Consider the following 17,201-nt stretch of genomic DNA (forward strand, 5'->3'; position numbering starts at 1 on the left):
ATTATTATTTACTTTCAAAAATTTTAAAGCTATATTCAAAAAAAATAACAACTTCAACGAAGTTTAAAGATTATTCTCGCAATTACCTGCCAAGTTTCAGCAGCCGTTTTTGTTTCACAGTAATTACATGTTTACATGTTTGTAATTTAGAGGTCATTAATAACAGTTCTTGTTTAACGCCTTCGAAGTGTTTGTGTTTTATCTTGCATCATAAATTAAAGGGAGATTCATGAATGAAGATTAATGTTGAGCAGACGCATCACGAATCCGGTCCAGACAGTTGTAAGCTGGGAAATAAGTTACATAGCTTTTTTTTGGGTAATAGACCAGAAAGCAGCTACCTCATTTTTGCTTTAGTAATTGCATTACTTGTTGCCGCGGTTCCGGTGTCAAATGTTCATGCGGATGACTTCAAAGCTGATCCCGGTCATGATGAAACAGGCGGTGTTGGTGATAGAGAAAAACAAGATTGGTGGCTTAGTGGCAATGACTTCAAAACCAATCATGCCAAAATAGGGAACGTAAAAGTTGGCTTTGATAAACTCAAATTCCGAATGGAGTATGATGACTATCGATGGTTAACAATAGGCGCCGGTTACCGAGGCTCAGGGGTCTGGGCGCAAAATGCGCAGAACAACTACCGTGATCGTTATAGCAATGACAACGCCCGTATCTATGTGAATGGCCAGATTCATCGCTTTCTCAAGTTTGAGTTTAATACCGAATGCTTCTGGTGCAATAATACACATGCAGGTGATAGCCCAAAACTTCTATTTACGGTGCTGGACGCAGTGGGTAAATTTGAATACAACAGTCATTTTAACGTCTGGGGCGGGCGCATGCTGGTGCCGACCGAACGTGGAGAATTGAGCGGTCCCTTTTATCAAGCTACGCACGACCCTTTTAAAACCCCTTTTTTCCCCAGTGACTTTAGTACTAAATTCGGTGCCGGGGGCGCAGGGCGATACGGCCGGGATGACGGCGGTACAATCTGGGGCAGCGTTGAACCAAGGTTTATTCCCGGTACACTGAGTTACGCAGGTGGCGTTTACAGAGGGTTGTCTTCAAAAAATGATCTGGGGCCCAATCAGGGTGATGACGTAAAATGGGCTGGACGTGTAACGTATAATTTCCTGAACCCTGAAAATAATCCGGGTTACTATACCAGCAGTACTTATTACGGAACCGCCGGTGATATTCTGGCTGTCGCTTTTGGCTTTGCTTATCAAAAGAATGGTGCCGGTTCCTTTGCGAGCCGCAGCGATTTTCTCGGACTGGTGACCGATGTTTTGTTTGAAAAAGTGTTACCGCAAAATCTCGGTGTCGTCACTGTGAACGGCGAGTATAAGCATTTTTATGCGGATTACGACAGAAGAGCATTCGCTGATCCCGATTGTTTTTGTATTTTTGACGGGCAATCCTGGACTGTAACCGGACTTTATTTGTTTCCCACCAAAATCGGAATTGGTCAATTCCAGCCCTATGGTAGATATACCAGCGTGCAACCTGATAACAGCAGTAACCGTGAAGAGGTTGAGGGCGGCATGAATTATATAATTGACGGTTTTAATGCGCGCATATCTGCGTATTATCAGTACGGAGATTTGTTTACGAAAGGCTTAAACTATGCACCCGGCGCATTTGGCGAAAAAGTCAATGTATTTAAGTTGTCGTTCCAGATACAAATCTAGTTACCAAATGCGTTTTATCAAGACCATTTTTCATGCTATTAGTCCATTAACTGATCATTTTTAATGGATTAATAGCATAAGTATACGCCAAAATTATAATCATTCGTTTGTGCTGGTTTCTGGCAACAGTTGCTTCAGTATGAAAAACCATAGAAAAATCATATTGATGTTTATGTAATTTTCTGTATTTACAATATTTACATCGCCAGAAATTGAGTGTAATGTTTGTACAAAGGTTAATGTATCGACACTCCAAAAAAGATTGATAATCTGTTTTGAATGTGTTTGCAAAAAAACGAAAACGCACATACCTCAAATTAAGCATATAGATTTCATGAATTCTAATATTCACGACGCAAAACCAGCTAAAAAAAAAACAATCCAAAAAAATGCTTCTGTTTTTTCATTGAACAAAATAGACGCTAATTGTTTGTCACTAGATCAGACTCTCAACAATAAAGAGCCGGAACAGAACAAACTGCCATCATCGGCGTTGGATAAAAAACCCGATGCAAGTATTTCATTAGCCTTTAGCAGAGAAGATGAAAAATGCAGATTAGTTGGGCGTGACCATTTTGGCCAGTTATACGTGCAAAAACCCTTTTATCCCGAAGGTCCGGAAGTATGCCATGTTGTCATTGTGCATCCCCCCGGAGGCGTTGTCGGTGGGGACAGGCTTGAGATCGCCAGTCGCGTTGGCGCTGCTGCAAATGTGCAGATAACGACGCCGGGTGCAGCTAAATGGTACAAGGCAAACGGCCATGTTTCACACCAGAATGTCCAGCTTGATGTGAAAGCGGGCGGAGCGCTGGAGTGGCTGCCGCAGGAAACCATTTTCTTCGATAATGCAGAAGTAGAACTCGATCATACTGTAACGTTAGCGAAAGATTCATCTTATATAGGTTGTGAAATATTTTGTTTTGGCCGTACCGCTTTTGGGGAGTCTTTTAATGGCGGGCGAATCAGGCAGAAGGTTAATATCCGTTGTGACGGTAAATTGATCTGGTATGAACAATTAAATTTAGCCGGCGGTGGTATGGCAATGAAGAGTCCGTTGGTGTTAGCTGACAAAACAGTGTGTGCAACACTGATTGCGGTGAGCGATAGGACGCACACGAGTGAATTGATTAACACTTTGCGTGAGGATGCAGATAAGCTGGCAAATGGCGTTGGTCATCTGGGTGTGTCACAAGTAAAGTCAGTTCTGGTGGCGCGTTATTTAGGTGACTCAAGCGAAATTGCTCGTCAAATCATGCTCAGGATCTGGGGCATTTTGCGGCCAGCCATGCTTGGACGTAAAGCAGAAGTTCCGCGCATGTGGAATACCTAGTGTAGCGGATAGCGGTAGATGGGTAATCACAGTATTTATTTCAGGCAGGCCTTTATTAATTATTTGTTACTGAGGAGAAAACCATGGATCTAACCCCAAGAGAAAAAGATAAACTTCAGATATTTACTGCAGGACTAGTTGCGGAAAGGCGCAAAGCGCGTGGTGTTAAACTCAATTATCCCGAAGCAATCGCATTGATTACCTGTGCAGTACTGGAGGGCGCACGTGATGGACGTACCGTCGCCGAACTGATGTCAGAAGGCACACGTATTTTGACGCGAGCGGATGTTATGGAAGGCGTGCCGGAAATGATTCACGATATTCAGGTTGAAGCCACCTTTCCAGATGGCACCAAACTGGTCACCGTTCACAACCCGATTTCTTAAAATTTAAAGGAGATAACATAATGATTCCAGGTGAAATAATCATTGAGGCGGGTAACATTCAATTAAACGTTGGCCGTAAGACGAAAACAATCAGAGTTCGAAATGCTGGTGACCGGCCAGTGCAGGTCGGATCACATTTCCATTTTTACGAAGTCAATTCAGCGCTCAGTTTCGAACGGGAAGAAGCTTACGGTATGCGACTTAATATTATGGCAGGCACGGCAATTCGTTTTGAGCCTGGCCAGGAGCGCACTGTCGAATTAGTCAATCTCGCCGGAAGCAGAATTGTGTATGGCTTTAACCAGAAAGTGATGGGGTCCTTGACGCAAAAAGCAGTCCCAAAATCATAGGCTTGAACTGATACTTGGATTTTTATTTTAAATTTATAGGGGATAAGACATGAGTTTTGAAATTTCTCGACAGGCTTATGCTGAAATGATGGGTCCGACAACTGGCGATCGAATTCGCCTGGCCGATACCGAATTATTTATTGAAGTCGAAGATGATTTCTGCACATACGGTGAAGAAGTTAAATTTGGCGGCGGCAAGGTTATCCGTGACGGCATGGGACAATCACAGCGTGTACACGATAACGTTATGGATACCGTAATAACCAATGCGGTCATTATCGATTATTGGGGAATTGTTAAAGCCGATATTGGCATTAAAAACGGGAAAATAGCCAATATCGGTAAAGCTGGTAATCCTGATACGCAGTCGGGTGTGACTATGGCTATTGGTGCAGCAACAGAAATTATTGCCGGTGAAGGTCAAATTGTAACCGCCGGCGCATTGGATGTGCATATTCATTTCATCTGTCCGCAACAAGAAGAAGACGCTATGATGAACGGCATTACCACCATGTTGGGTGGCGGCACTGGACCTGCAGCGGGCACAAATGCAACCACCTGCACACCTGGACCATGGCATATTCAATCCATGCTGCGCGCTTCTGATGGTATGGTCATGAATACCGGTTTCTTTGGAAAAGGCAATGTCAGTGTACCGGAGCCCAACGTTGAGCAGGTACTTGCTGGAGCATGTGGATTAAAATTGCACGAAGACTGGGGTACGACTTTTGGCGCGATTGATAATTGTCTGTCAGTTGCCGACAAGATGGATGTACAGGTTGCCATTCATACCGACACGATTAATGAGGGCGGTTATCTTGAAAACACAATCAATGCTTTCAAAGATAGAACAATCCATACGTTTCACACTGAAGGCGCAGGTGGTGGGCACGCGCCGGATATTATGAAAGTGGTTGAGCTGGAAAATGTCTTGCCGTCATCAACCAATCCGACACGCCCTTATACACGGAACACGCTGGATGAGCATCTGGACATGCTCATGGTCTGCCATCATTTGAGTGCTAATATTCCTGAAGATGTTGCGTTTGCTGAGTCACGAATTCGTAAAGAAACCATCGCGGCTGAAGATATATTACATGATATCGGTGCTATTTCCATGATGGCTTCCGACTCACAAGCCATGGGACGTATCGGTGAAGTTGTTACGCGTACCTGGCAAACCGCGCATAAAATGAAAGTACAGCGTGGTGCGCTCAAGGAAGATTCTGCAAGAAATGATAATTTCAGAGTCAAACGATATATCGCAAAATATACTATTAATCCAGCAATTACTCATGGTATTTCACATGCGGTGGGATCTATTGAGGTCGGCAAATATGCTGATCTGGTGATTTGGAGACCAGCGCATTTTGGCGTTAAGCCATCAGTAATTCTAAAGGGTGGCATGATCGCAGCTGCGCTCATGGGTGATCCAAACGCATCGATTCCAACGCCACAGCCCGTGCACTACCGATATATGTTTGGTGCCTATGGATCAGCGCTTAAACACACCTGTTACACTTTTGTTTCTGAAGCTTCTCTGGCAGCTGGCTTGGTTGATCATCTTAAGGCTGACAAGCCATTGATAGCTGTTAAGAATACGCGTGGTCTGCGCAAAAAAGATATGATCCATAATGGTGCAACACCTAAAATGGAAATCGATCCAGAAACATATGAAGTTCGCGCCGATGGTGAATTGTTGACCTGCGAGCCTGCCGATACCCTCCCTATGGCTCAGCGGTACTTTTTATTTTAATAAACCAGCTTCTATGCCAACAGTAAAAGGATAAAGTGAATATCCTTTTACTGTCCATATTGTTGTCAAAACGAATTGAGGGCGGTATTAATCATTAGGTGTCATATTATTGGCCCTATTAATGCATTCGTGAACAATCATGGTGGTTGGTGGCTGGAAATACCACAAGACAGACTCCGTGTATTCACTCAGCACATTTTCTATTTATTAAATAAAAGTTGAATTTTACATAGGACTTGATGAACAAATGTTGCGTGAAAAACAAAATACTGAACTGCTTCGTTTGCTTCACCTGGCAAGCCCGTCACTTCCGATTGGCGCGTATACCTATTCGCAAGGACTGGAAGCAGCCATCGAGAATGGCGAAGTTAAAGACGAAGCGTCAGCACATGCCTGGATTACTGAGTCTTTAGCAGTAATTGCTGATTTTGAAGCGCCCATATTCTGGCGTTTGCTACAAGCGTTCTCAAACCGTGATGAACAAACAGTCACTTATTGGACGGAACGTTTTATCGCGGCACGCGATACCAACGAATTTCGTGCTGAAACCATTCAAATGGGTTACTCGCTCAATAAGCTGGTATTGGATTTAAAAATTGCGGATGAGTCACTGCAGAAGATTATGGCCGATCAAGTTGAAATTCCATTGCCGACAGCTTTTGCTTTTGCAGCTGTTGCGTTGGAGATATCGCATGAAGCGGCATTGTTGGGGTTATTATTTTCCATAGTTGAGAATCAGGTGTTGGTATGTGTGAAATCTGTTCCGCTCGGGCAGGTTTCAGGTCAACGGTTACTGCTTTCCCTTCATCCGAAAATCGAAGAGATAGCTCACCGGGCACAAAATTTATCCGATGATGAATTGTCCAATTGGGCGCCAGGCCTGTCCATACTCTCGATGCAGCATGAAATACAATATAGTAGAATTTATCGATCATGAGCAATTTCAACAATTACACTGGAATATAGAATGGCAAATACATCTAATCCGCTGCGTGTTGGCATAGGCGGACCGGTTGGGTCCGGTAAAACGGCGCTGTGTGAAGTACTCAGCAAAAGAATGCGTGATCATTATGACATGGCTGTCATTACCAATGATATTTATACAAAAGAAGATCTGGAAATCTTGTTACGTGCTGATGCACTGCCCGCAGAACGATTGATTGGTGTTGAAACCGGCGGTTGTCCGCATACCGCAATCAGAGAAGATGCATCAATTAATCTTGAGGCGATTGCACGCATTACCCAGGATTTTCCAAACCTCGATCTGGTTCTGGTTGAATCCGGTGGTGATAATCTGGCTTCTACTTTCAGCCCCGAACTGTCCGATTTAACTATTTATGTGATTGACGTGGCTGCAGGTGAGAAAATACCGCGGAAAGGCGGACCGGGCATTACGCGCTCGGCTTTACTTGTCATTAATAAAATCGATCTGGCCCCGTATGTGGGAGCAGATTTGGATGTTATGGCGCGAGATGCTAAAAAAATGCGCGGAGATCGACCTTTTGTCTTTACCAATTTACGCACTGGACAGGGTGTACAGGAAATTATTGATTTTATCGTCAAGCAAGGTCTGTTGGAAGAAATGAAAACACAGTAGTTCAGACGGGTTATTTGCTTGGCATTATTTGCAACATTTACGAGAAGCAAATTTGTAGATAGTGAGATTTTGATCCTGATAAACATTTTCATTAAAAAATAATCCTGGAGATAACTATAATGCAATGGTCAATGAAAGTAGACATGGCGCTGCCTGTTCCTGTGCGTGTAATTCTGAGAGGTGTAGGCCAAGTATTTTTTTGCGGTAATGCCGTAACTGGATTGATTTTTCTGATCGCACTGTATGTTGGCGGTGTGACCGCCGGGCTAGCTGCTACAGTTGGTGTCGTGACGAGTACGATTACAGCTTATTTGCTCGGTTTTTCTGACGATGATATTGATGCCGGCTTATATGGTTTTAATGGTACTTTGGTTGGGCCCTGCTTATTCCTGTTTCTTGAGAACACGCCGCAACTGTGGATTTATGTCGTTCTTGCTTCGATTTTGTCAAGCGTTGTGCTGGCAGCCCTGATTAGGATTTTGACACCCTATAAAATACCGGCATCTACTTCTCCGTTTGTTTTGACTTGTTGGATGTTTATGGTTGCAGTCTACTCATTTGATAGTTTCTCACGTGGGCCTGTGCTGCCGTCACCGGAAATTCCGGCGGCAATCGCAAGCGCTGACCTTCCTGCCACAACCTGGCTTTCGTCCATGACGGCAGAGACAACCGAAATGTGGTACGTGGCATTGACAAAAGGCGTCGCAGAAGTCATGTTTGCTGATAACGTTCTGGTTGGTATTTTATTTTTAATCGGTATAGCGATAACCTCGTGGCGTGGCGCTTTTATGGCACTTTGTGGCACTTTCGTGGGGGTGTTGGTGCCGGTACTGCTTGGTGCAAATCAGAATCTGATAGAAATGGGCCTGTATGCGTTTAACCCGGTGTTAACCATGATGGCTATCGGATGGGTTTTTCTCAAGCCCTCAACCGGCACGGCTTTTCTAGCGCTCATAGCCGGAATTCTAACTGTTATTTGTCAGGCTGGCCTGGCTAATTTTCTGGCGCCGATTGGTTTGCCAACATTAACATTTCCGTTTGTGCTTGTTATGTGGATGTTTTTATTTGCAGCAGGTATGTCGAAACACTGGTCAAACTAATGTTTGGGATTGGAGAATCTGAGAGTGCAAAATACGCGATCAGATTCTCCAAAAATTCTTGAATCTAAATATAAAAGGTTATGCGACCAGCCTAACTTTACCCGTTTCCAATTGGTACACCCCGCCTGCAACTTTTAATTTTCCATTGTCAACCAAACTGCTCAAAATCGGCGGTTGCTTTCTTAATTCTCTAACGGTTAATATAACATTCATTTTGACGATTTCGTAATATCTATTGGCGGCAACATAATCTGGTTTTTTTTGTACGGCTCTTACAGCCGGGGTTAGTGCGGTAGCGATGGATTGTATATGGCCTGGAAATTGTTCATTATTATCTGTCGCATCAATAGCAGCTTTTACTGCGCCACAATTTTCATGACCCAATACCATTATTAAGGGTGTATGTAATACAGCAGCAGAATACTCCAGTGTTGCGATAAAGTCGGTTGTCAAATAATTACCGGCCACACGTGCGACAAACAGATCCCCACGTTGTTCGTCAAAGCAGAATTCTGGACTCACTCTGGAATCCGAGCAGCTCAAAACGCAAGCATATGGGTTTTGCCCGCGCATTAAATCCAGACGCTCGTCACTAAAATTGAGTGGTATCGATTGTCCGGAAACATAGCGTTCATTACCCTTCATCAAGCGTTCTAATGCGGCTTCAGGTGTGAGTACATTTTCAGGTAAAGGCGGAGATTTCATAACACCGGAAGTGGCGTGAACATTTCCCAATGGCGTAAGCCCCAATCCAAGAATGGATGCAGTTGTTAATTTCAGAAAAGAGCGTCTGTGCTGGTTATTCTGTTCAATGATGCTGGTATGATTTTCTGTGTTACACATGGTTCAACTCCTTGTTTTCTGTAATTAAATATGGTTACATCATCTGATGCATTTAATAAGTGTTTAGTTCCATATTCGCGTTCTTGATCAGTACATTTGCAAAATCAAATGAGTGGGTTGCTGTGAGTATGTGATGAAGGTTCGTGCAAATGCTGTTCCTGTTTAATTTCAACCGGAACCATAAATAGCTTTCCATGCCGAACGCCACGCGTCGCAATAACCTGATTGGCAAAATCTGTAACATTCTGGATAGATCCGCGCAGAAAAACGACTTCGAGACAGTTAAAATGATCCATGTGTACATGCATACTGGATAAAGTCAAATTGTGATGATTATGGTGGATAGCAGTAATCCGATTTGCTAAATCACTTTCATGATGATTATATATATAACTCAGCGAAGCAACGCAGTCGCCATCACTTTCATTTTTAAGGTGCTCAGTTTCAAGTTGCTTTCGAATCATGTCACGCACAGCTTCTGAACGGTTCGTATAACCACTTGATCGCATCAATTTATCAAATTGTGCTGACAACTGATTATCCAGTGAAATAGTAAAACGCTTCATGCAAGTAATATTTAAAAAATTTATAAAATTAGCCAAGCTTAATCAAGTGCATCATATTATTTTCCAAACGACTGGATGTTGACAATGGAAATTGATAGTTTAATTTTTATGTTGAAAAAGCCTATTGTTTCAAGTTTAACAGAGAAGTGTTGATTTGAGCTTGCTGTACATTGCTTTGTTTTTCAAAGTTTAATTTATGAGGCTATCTTGACTGCTGCTATCAAAAGTTGGCAACTATACTGGCTCTGAGCGAGCGGGTTTCAATTGGATGAAAATGTCTGTCATCGATACCCTGAGTAGATTCTCCAGGTAGTCTGGATGTATAGAAATAATCTATGGCGTGATCATGTGAGTTCAGTAAATTAAACGCTTGCAGCATTATCTGAACTTTTTTGCCAATTTTATACCCGACCTGGCCATTCAATGTAATGGTGGATTTTGAACGGACGCTATTATCTTCTATAAGTGGGCGTTTGCCGAAATAACGGAATTGCAAGCTGCCAAAAAAAGGTCCTAAGTGATTAAAGGCGATTGCAGCCTTTCCGACACCCTGTACAGCTTGCGGTATATAGTTTCCCGCAGGATCAGAATCTGAAAACCGGGCCTTGGTCAGTGCATAGTCAAGATCGACGGTTAACCAATCCAGGGGTTTATAGAAGGTTGAAATCTCAAAGCCTTCTCGCGTACTTGGCCGGGTTGCAAAAGTGGTACCCGCATCTCCTACGAACAACAACTCGGAATCAATATCCAACCGGAAAAAAGTAAGTGCAGCTTGCAATCCTGGCAGGATGGCCGTTCTAAGTCCAGCCTCAAATCCTGTAGAGCGTACCAGGGGACTTACCTTATCTATCGGCGTTCCGGTTTTGGGATCTATCGTGGTTGTCGTGCCACGCGCGTCATTACTATGAAAACTGCTTCCATAGTTAAAATAATATTCGGTTTGAAACCATGGTCCAAAAATCAGACTTAATTTGGGGTTAGTCATGCTGTCATGAACAGTACCGGAATTTGCAGCCAGATTGCTATTTACATCAAACCAGTATAGGTCGCTGCGAACACCCGCCACAGTTCGAAATTTTTCCAGCCATTGTACGCTGTTCTGATAGTATAGGGCGATACTGTTCTGCAGTATATGATCTCTGCGAGTGGTAGATAATTTTTGGCGCTGTTTTGTTTTTAACAATCCATTATCAATGACATCATTCTGGAATTGAAATCCTACTGTATTTTCCAGCGCAAGCCCGGCGAAATTATTGACCCATGCATGGCTTAGATCCAGTGCAGACTGGAAGCGTTTGTCAATTTGTGAAAACTGGTCACCGTTGACCGGATCCTCTAAAAAGTAGGTAAAATTCGAAAATAAGGCCAGATTAGTATGCAATGTATAAAGATTGATTTTGGTAAGTCCATACCGGCTGGTATGTTCAAGTGCACTTGATAGGCTAAAACGGTGCGCTTCAGCCCCATCACTCGGGTCTATGGTATCCAGTCGCGAAATAAGCTTGTTGTCGACTGCGCGTTGAGGAATTTGGTCAGTCGAGTTCCATCGGCCGCCATAACCCATTGCAGTAATATTGAATCTGGTCTTGCCCGTATTTTGGCTATATCGTAGTACGCCATTAAATTTTTTGTATTTTTCATTGTTGACCCAGGGCCCGTCTTTTTTGAGCAATTCCAGTGCATACAATAAATCACCCTGACCGATTGCATGCGATTTTGCAACCAATCCACGGATAAATCCCTGTTGCCCTGCGCTAAAACTGGCGATACCAACCGGCAATTTATTGAGATAACGCATACTGATAGCCCCTGCTGAAGAAAAGTCGCCTTGATCAGCATAATAAGGCCCTTTTTGATAATGCAGATTATTGATCAACTCCGGAATTACAAAATTGGTATCGGCCCACCCTTGTCCGTGTCCATGTGAACGCTGATTGACCAACATCCCATCCACAACAATTCTCAGATCGGTCCCATGATCCAGGTTGAAGCCGCGCATAAAATATTGATTCGCTTTTCCTTCGCCACTGTGTTGAGTAACGATTAATCCTGGGACCGTCTCCAGTAGCTCTCCGGGGCGATATACTGTTCGTTGGTCTAGTTGTTCTTTGAGTACGGTACCTTCGTTGGCAGAGTTGGCAACTCCCATCAATTCTCTGGTATTGGCGCGCACTTCGATTTCACTGAGCGTTGGAATACCCGCTGGATAAATAGTGGAAGGGTATATTGTGAATGGAATCAATGACAGCCAGACAAGCAGCTTTTTCCATAAGCCGTACAAATAATTATTAATATTCAAAGGCGGCGCTCTGTACATTGTGAGTTATAAGTTTTTTTTAATTTAGTAATGATCTAGCGCTATTACTTGAGATTTTTATTAAATATGAAAAATAATGATTACTTCATACTTGTTAAAAATAACTGCTTTCCTTCTTGATGTAAACTTAAATCTGAAGCGTGGTTTTCTGGTTAGGAATTGTCAGATTGATTTGAAATATGCAGCATACCGAACGCAGCGTATTTGAATACAGCTACTTTGCACGGAAAAGAGTTAACCAGCGTGACACCTGCTGCATTTTCTTCGGTGATATTGATCATTATCAGATGTTCTGGAAATTCTGCAGCGGGATTGTGTTGATGTTTTCGTTCAGGTGATTACTTTGGAGGTTGTAGGCGATCACAAAAATTGTGTTCTGCTTCTGCCCTACACCTATATTATTATAACTAGAAATTCAAATCTGATTTTGAACAAAATGAGGCGTTTATAATTCTGAATAGAACTTTCATGTTATCCAATTGGATGAAAATATGGAATGTTCGCATTGTGAATACGTTTATAATCGTTGGTGATGACGAATGCATGGGTTATTTGAATTGGTTATGCATATGGCAATTTGAATAACATAACAGCAAAATATAGGAATAGCGAATCAAATGAAAACTGTTTTAATCACCGGTACAAACCGTGGCATAGGATTGGAGTTTGTACGCCAATATGCCGATGACGGCTGGCGAGTGCTGGCTTGTACACGTAACCCGTCAACTTCAAGTGAACTGAATCAATTGGCAGCGCAGTTTCCTGATGTTATTCATATTCACGCGCTGGATGTCACCAATCATGAACAGATCGCACAACTGTCGCATGAGCTGTCAACAGACAAAATCGATCTACTTATTAATAACGCGGGTGTTTATCCTACGGTGCGAGGCGCTACTTTTCATCAAGTTGACTATGATGCATGGGGCCATGCATTTAAAGTCAATTCAATGGCGCCACTGAAGATGGCGGATGCTTTTTTCTCCCAGATTTCAAGAAGCGAATTGAAAAAGATTGTTACCATAACCAGTAAAATGGGTAGTGTGGCGGATAATCGTGGTGGTGGCAGCTATGTGTATCGTTCAAGCAAATCCGCTCTTAATATTGTCATGAAAAGTCTGGCCATTGACTTAGAATCAAAAGGATTTATCGTTGCTTTATTGCACCCTGGTTGGGTCAGAACAGATATGGGCGGCCCCAATGGTTTAATTTCTGCTGAAAAAAGCGTATCGGGAATGCGGCATGTCATTGATGGACTGACGCACACGGATACGGGAAAATTTTTTGCTTTTGATGGTCAGATTGTTCCTTGGTAGTGACTTGGCTGGGTTTTGTAAAATATTATCTGTAAAAAAGTACATTGCGCCTGAGGGAAACCAAAAATATGACTGGAAAAACTTTCGATCTGGATAAAAAGGAATTAATCAATCAATCATTCAATCAGATGGACGCGCATTTGCAGGGTGCGCAGTATAACCAGGCACAAAAGCTGGCATTAACCTGCCGGATATTATTTGATAATGGCCATGACTCTGGGCTAGCCGGTCAAATTACAGCACGTGGTGAAAAACCGGGTACATATCTGACCCAGCGTCTGGGCCTGGGATTTGATGAGATCTGTGTGAGTAATTTATTGCTTGTGAATGAAGATCTGGAAGTATTGCAGGGTGATGGTATGGCCAATCCAGCTAATCGTTTTCATTCGTGGTTATACCGTGCCCGTGCGGATGTTCAGTGTATTATACATACCCATGCTGTGCACACGGCTGCATTGAGCATGCTCGAAATGCCACTGGAAATTTCCCATATGGATAATTGCGTACTCTACGATGATGTTGCTTTCCTGCCAAAATGGCCGGGTGTTCCTGTCGGAAATGAAGAAGGTGAGTTAATTGCTCAGGCGATTGGCACAAAGCGTGCTATTTTGCTGGCGCATCACGGCTTGCTTGTGGCTTGTCCTAGTATTGAAGAAGCCTGTCTGCTGGCGATGGCATTTGAACGGGCAGCCAAAATGCAACTGCTCGCACTTGCTGCAGGCGAGATTAAGCCAATCAATTCCGGATTAGGTCGTGAAGCACACGACTGGATTCTGCGTTCTCAACGCAGCGCTATCGGTTTTGCCTATTATGCACGACGCAGTCTCAAGAACAATAATTTCGATTGCCTGAAATAACCATCATCAATAAGTATAAAGAAGCGTACTGTCAGCATCAAATAAAAAGATCCACTTTTCTCAATTGCTACGGTTTGGCGCATTGTCTATCGTGAGCAGATTTCCCGCAAACATTTCTCGCCAAAGATGGTTCGCTGCTGGTATATATGATCCGTATTGTATCGCATCAAAGCTTGACCCACTCGTGTATTGACGTAATGTGTATTGGCGTCATTACCAGGGGAAACTGGCGGACTAATTACCATGGAACTTTGTCGTAACATCCTATCAGTAAGGTCACTAGCCTGGCAATGAATCAATCATCGCTATGCTACAACTAGTGATGATTTTGACCGTTGAACTCTAGGGCGCTGGTCTGCATATTTTCTCTCAACCATACGTATCTAAAGCAAGTTGGACTTAATTCAATTTGGTCATTTGCTTTGAGCTGAGCAGAGATCTGAGCTTGTCACAAGTGAGGAGCTCCCAGTGATAACGCAATCACCACATTTTTTATCGCTTTGTCGTGCGTTTTTTATGGTGGTGATCTTGGCGATATGTACATTTGAGTGTCTGAGGGCCTTTTTCTTTAAGCATCTTTCGGCTCTTGTATATGGTTTGGCGTGACATGCCACTTATCCGGGCTGACAGAGTCCACGTATATTGGACTCTGTCAATAACAAGTGGATCAGAGTTTTCAAAGCACTGGTCATTGACCCAGATTGGGAGTGAGAATGCGGCAATTTGTCGCATTGCTAATGATCAAGTGATAACTGATAATCTGTGTCCAAAGATTAGGCAGTAATTTCTGAATGCCACCTTTGTTAAAGGAAACACGCTATAAAATGAGAAATAGAAAATACAGTATTAATATAAAAAATCTTGTGCTCTCCATGATGCTCTGGCAAGGGATTAGTCTCAGCGCCTTCAGTCATGAGGGTGTTGATCATACGGGTTCGGGTACATCGGAAGTGCCAGAACTCCCGGATTGCCAAATATTGGCAGCTACCCGGTTATTTGATGGTATCAACTTTCCTCAAGAAAATATGGCTGTACTTATTGAGGGAAATACGATTAAACAAGTGGACTCACTCACGAAGCTGAATGGGTTGTGCGTCAATCAGATCAATCTGGGTGATGCAACTATTTTGCCTGGTTTTATCGAGTCGCATGCACATATCAGATTCCAGAACGTAGATAAAAATATAGTGCTGGAACATGGAATAACTACTGTGCAGGAAACGGGGGGGCCATTATTTGCATCTGAAGGGGGACAAGGTACGCTGCGATTGTTTAGCGTTGGCCCTATTATCCAGGCTGTTGGCGGATATCCGCTGAATATATTCGGGGGCGGTGATGGAGGATATGACAAGATTGGCATTCACGTAGCATCCATTACAGAAGCCGAAGAAGTTGTCACCACCCTTGTTGCGGGAGGTGCGACAGCCATCAAGATAGCACTGGAACCCGGTGGCGAAATGGGAGCGCCGTGGATGCAACCGCATGCGGGTGTCCTTCCACCGCCTACGCCATGGCCCATCCTTTCACAGGATATAACGAACGCGATTGTAGCTAAAGCTCACGAGCTGGGTAAGCGAGTTCTTGTACATGTCGGTGAGAATACTGGTTTCGAAAGAGCGCTTAATGCCGGAGTTGATGAATTTGCCCACATTCCCTGTGCCGAAATCGATGAAGACCTGCTGCAACGTGCAGTGGATCAAGGCGTTACTTTCGTAACGACAATAGATACGCTTTCGTCATGTGTGAATTCCGCTACACAAAAAGGCATTCATTCCAATACAGTGAGTTTGGCAAGTAAGGGAGCAAAATTTATCTACGGTTCCGAAATTGGACACGACAACGTTCCTTGGGGGATTAATGGGGAAGAGCTTCACCAAATACTGCACTTGACAAGCGGAGAATCCATAGATTTTGCCGATGTTGTAAACGTATTTAAATCAGTAACTTCAAAAGCCGGAGAACACCTGCGTTTGGCTCCTTTAGGCACATTAACACCCGGTGCCCCGGCTGATGTTATTGCAGTAAGAGGCAATCCGTTCGAGAAATTTAAAATATTGGAATATCCAGATCTGGTTATTTCAGGTGGCCGTACTATTGTTAATAAATTTATAAACCAGTTGTCAGCAACAACACTTGAGTGCTTTTTCGCTTGGGCGGAAGGAACATATCCTAATGAACTGGCGCCAACGGGCGCTTCTACAGAGGTTTCGAACGCTTACAGCTATCGTTATTACTCGTCGACTAACACCTATCTTGGTGTTTCATCAGCTGATAATCATGTTTATTACATGAAAGCTGAAGACGGATTATTGCAAAATGCGGGCCCGTTATCCAATTGGCTGCCAGTTTCGGGATGTCAATAAACTGGCAAAAAATATTCCGGCCACAACTATAAGCAATCACATTACGTCATGAGATTTTAACTATAAAAGCAATGTATTAATTGGTCGGCATTGAAAACCTGCATCTATCGCTATATTGGGTGAGCAACTTTAAAAAAACAGAGTGTGAATCGGCCCGGCTTTTTCGGAGATTTTTTTGTTTGAGTCAGGCTGCATCAGCCGACTCTTCCAATTGGCGATAATATGCCATTTCAAATTCTGCCGGTGGAATAAGAAGTGGGCCCCATTTTTTGGACAGGTGTCTTAGGCGTTATTTTCTTAAACCATTAACCCGCCTTCGGCAACTTACTGGACTCATAATAAACTTGATCGGGTGTTACTTTCAAGGTTTGATGCTTCCGGTTTTCGTTGTAGAAGCGAAAGTATTTTGTCAGCGATTGTCTCGCTTCAGGTGCTGATTCATAAGCATTGAGATAAACCTCCTCGTATTTGACGCTGCGCCATAAACGTTCGACAAACACATGTTTCTTCCATTTCACGATTAGATTGCTGTTGATGCCATATTGCTGAGAGAGTTCAGTTAGCGTCTTATCGCCCTTGATCGCAGCCAGCGCAACTTTTGATTTAAATTCCGGTGAATGACTTCTGCGTTTCTTGCTCGTTCTCTATACTCATTTTATTTATAAAAATAATCATACAGAAAAAAACTCCTCAGCTTCGGCATTCCAGTGTCCAATTATCCGGAGCCAC

The 17,201-nt window shown here is 43.2% G+C and carries 14 protein-coding genes and 1 pseudogene; 11 read left to right on the top strand and 4 right to left on the bottom strand.

The genetic code is table 11. From position 1 onward, the window contains the following. Positions 1 to 233: 233 nt before the first annotated feature. The 8 genes from C8R11_RS01235 (at position 234) to yut (ending at position 8,210) form a co-directional block, all read left to right on the top strand. On the top strand, positions 234 to 1,691 hold the full coding sequence (locus C8R11_RS01235) for a hypothetical protein (protein WP_244907504.1): 1,458 nt from the start codon (positions 234 to 236) through the stop codon (positions 1,689 to 1,691). Between the two features lie 334 nt (positions 1,692 to 2,025). Continuing rightward, positions 2,026 to 3,021 (top strand): urease accessory protein UreD, encoded by a 996-nt coding sequence (locus C8R11_RS01245; RefSeq protein ID WP_107794103.1) that lies wholly within the window; start codon positions 2,026 to 2,028, stop codon positions 3,019 to 3,021. 83 nt (positions 3,022 to 3,104) lie between these two features. After that, a complete protein-coding gene (gene ureA / locus C8R11_RS01250) occupies positions 3,105 to 3,407 on the top strand; it encodes an urease subunit gamma (RefSeq protein WP_090698673.1) in 303 nt (100 codons plus the stop codon). 20 nt (positions 3,408 to 3,427) lie between these two features. Further along, positions 3,428 to 3,757 (top strand): urease subunit beta, encoded by a 330-nt coding sequence (locus C8R11_RS01255; RefSeq protein WP_107794104.1) that lies wholly within the window; start codon positions 3,428 to 3,430, stop codon positions 3,755 to 3,757. Between the two features lie 49 nt (positions 3,758 to 3,806). After that, complete coding sequence (gene ureC, locus C8R11_RS01260) at positions 3,807 to 5,513, top strand: urease subunit alpha (protein WP_090698669.1); 1,707 nt, start codon at positions 3,807 to 3,809, stop codon at positions 5,511 to 5,513. Between the two features lie 247 nt (positions 5,514 to 5,760). After that, the gene (locus C8R11_RS01265; protein ID WP_107794105.1) at positions 5,761 to 6,450 is read left to right on the top strand and encodes an urease accessory protein UreF; all 690 of its coding nucleotides are present in this window, start codon (positions 5,761 to 5,763) and stop codon (positions 6,448 to 6,450) included. 30 nt (positions 6,451 to 6,480) lie between these two features. Next, on the top strand, positions 6,481 to 7,110 hold the full coding sequence (gene ureG, locus C8R11_RS01270) for an urease accessory protein UreG (protein WP_107794106.1): 630 nt from the start codon (positions 6,481 to 6,483) through the stop codon (positions 7,108 to 7,110). Positions 7,111 to 7,229: 119 nt separating this feature from the next. Further along, the gene (yut, locus tag C8R11_RS01275; RefSeq protein ID WP_107794107.1) at positions 7,230 to 8,210 is read left to right on the top strand and encodes an urea transporter; all 981 of its coding nucleotides are present in this window, start codon (positions 7,230 to 7,232) and stop codon (positions 8,208 to 8,210) included. A 78-nt stretch (positions 8,211 to 8,288) separates the two neighbouring features. Here the strand turns inward: yut and C8R11_RS01280 are convergent, their stop codons facing one another. From C8R11_RS01280 to C8R11_RS01290, 3 genes are all read right to left on the bottom strand, one after another. Next, positions 8,289 to 9,053, bottom strand: coding sequence for a carbonic anhydrase (locus C8R11_RS01280; protein WP_107794108.1), 765 nt, complete (start codon positions 9,051 to 9,053; stop codon positions 8,289 to 8,291). 104 nt (positions 9,054 to 9,157) lie between these two features. Next, a complete protein-coding gene (gene nikR, locus C8R11_RS01285) occupies positions 9,158 to 9,619 on the bottom strand; it encodes a nickel-responsive transcriptional regulator NikR (RefSeq protein ID WP_090698656.1) in 462 nt (153 codons plus the stop codon). 220 nt (positions 9,620 to 9,839) lie between these two features. Continuing rightward, positions 9,840 to 11,918 (bottom strand): TonB-dependent receptor, encoded by a 2,079-nt coding sequence (locus tag C8R11_RS01290; protein ID WP_244907505.1) that lies wholly within the window; start codon positions 11,916 to 11,918, stop codon positions 9,840 to 9,842. Between the two features lie 635 nt (positions 11,919 to 12,553). On the opposite strand from C8R11_RS01290, the gene C8R11_RS01295 reads away from it, so the two are divergent. The 3 genes from C8R11_RS01295 to C8R11_RS01305 all read left to right on the top strand — a co-directional run bounded on the left by C8R11_RS01295 (position 12,554) and on the right by C8R11_RS01305 (position 16,472). Next, a complete protein-coding gene (locus tag C8R11_RS01295; protein WP_107794110.1) occupies positions 12,554 to 13,252 on the top strand; it encodes an SDR family oxidoreductase in 699 nt (232 codons plus the stop codon). Between the two features lie 68 nt (positions 13,253 to 13,320). Then, positions 13,321 to 14,109: an aldolase gene (locus C8R11_RS01300; RefSeq protein ID WP_107794111.1), complete on the top strand. Its 789-nt coding sequence runs from the start codon at positions 13,321 to 13,323 to the stop codon at positions 14,107 to 14,109. A gap of 791 nt (positions 14,110 to 14,900) precedes the next feature. After that, positions 14,901 to 16,472, top strand: a complete 1,572-nt coding sequence (locus C8R11_RS01305) for an amidohydrolase family protein (RefSeq protein WP_244907506.1) — start codon at positions 14,901 to 14,903, stop codon at positions 16,470 to 16,472. A gap of 305 nt (positions 16,473 to 16,777) precedes the next feature. Here the strand turns inward: C8R11_RS01305 and C8R11_RS01310 are convergent. Further along, positions 16,778 to 16,984: pseudogene (locus tag C8R11_RS01310) on the bottom strand (integrase core domain-containing protein); the annotation flags it as partial. Positions 16,985 to 17,201 lie beyond the last annotated feature (217 nt).

It is taken from the genome of Nitrosomonas aestuarii (assembly GCF_003046585.1).
GTDB classification, from domain to species: Bacteria; Pseudomonadota; Gammaproteobacteria; order Burkholderiales; family Nitrosomonadaceae; genus Nitrosomonas; species Nitrosomonas aestuarii.

Excerpts from the sequence above, each read along its gene's own strand:
- C8R11_RS01245 (WP_107794103.1), top strand. The coding sequence starts at position 2,026 with ATGAATTCTAATATTCACGACGCAAAACCAGCTAAAAAAAAAACAATC.
- nikR (WP_090698656.1), bottom strand. The coding sequence starts at position 9,619 with ATGAAGCGTTTTACTATTTCACTGGATAATCAGTTGTCAGCACAATTT.
- yut (WP_107794107.1), top strand. The coding sequence starts at position 7,230 with ATGCAATGGTCAATGAAAGTAGACATGGCGCTGCCTGTTCCTGTGCGT.
- C8R11_RS01300 (WP_107794111.1), top strand. The coding sequence starts at position 13,321 with ATGACTGGAAAAACTTTCGATCTGGATAAAAAGGAATTAATCAATCAA.
- ureA (WP_090698673.1), top strand. The coding sequence starts at position 3,105 with ATGGATCTAACCCCAAGAGAAAAAGATAAACTTCAGATATTTACTGCA.
- C8R11_RS01280 (WP_107794108.1), bottom strand. The coding sequence starts at position 9,053 with ATGTGTAACACAGAAAATCATACCAGCATCATTGAACAGAATAACCAG.
- C8R11_RS01235 (WP_244907504.1), top strand. The coding sequence starts at position 234 with ATGAAGATTAATGTTGAGCAGACGCATCACGAATCCGGTCCAGACAGT.
- ureC (WP_090698669.1), top strand. The coding sequence starts at position 3,807 with ATGAGTTTTGAAATTTCTCGACAGGCTTATGCTGAAATGATGGGTCCG.
- C8R11_RS01255 (WP_107794104.1), top strand. The coding sequence starts at position 3,428 with ATGATTCCAGGTGAAATAATCATTGAGGCGGGTAACATTCAATTAAAC.
- C8R11_RS01305 (WP_244907506.1), top strand. The coding sequence starts at position 14,901 with ATGCCACCTTTGTTAAAGGAAACACGCTATAAAATGAGAAATAGAAAA.
- ureG (WP_107794106.1), top strand. The coding sequence starts at position 6,481 with ATGGCAAATACATCTAATCCGCTGCGTGTTGGCATAGGCGGACCGGTT.
- C8R11_RS01265 (WP_107794105.1), top strand. The coding sequence starts at position 5,761 with ATGTTGCGTGAAAAACAAAATACTGAACTGCTTCGTTTGCTTCACCTG.
- C8R11_RS01295 (WP_107794110.1), top strand. The coding sequence starts at position 12,554 with ATGAAAACTGTTTTAATCACCGGTACAAACCGTGGCATAGGATTGGAG.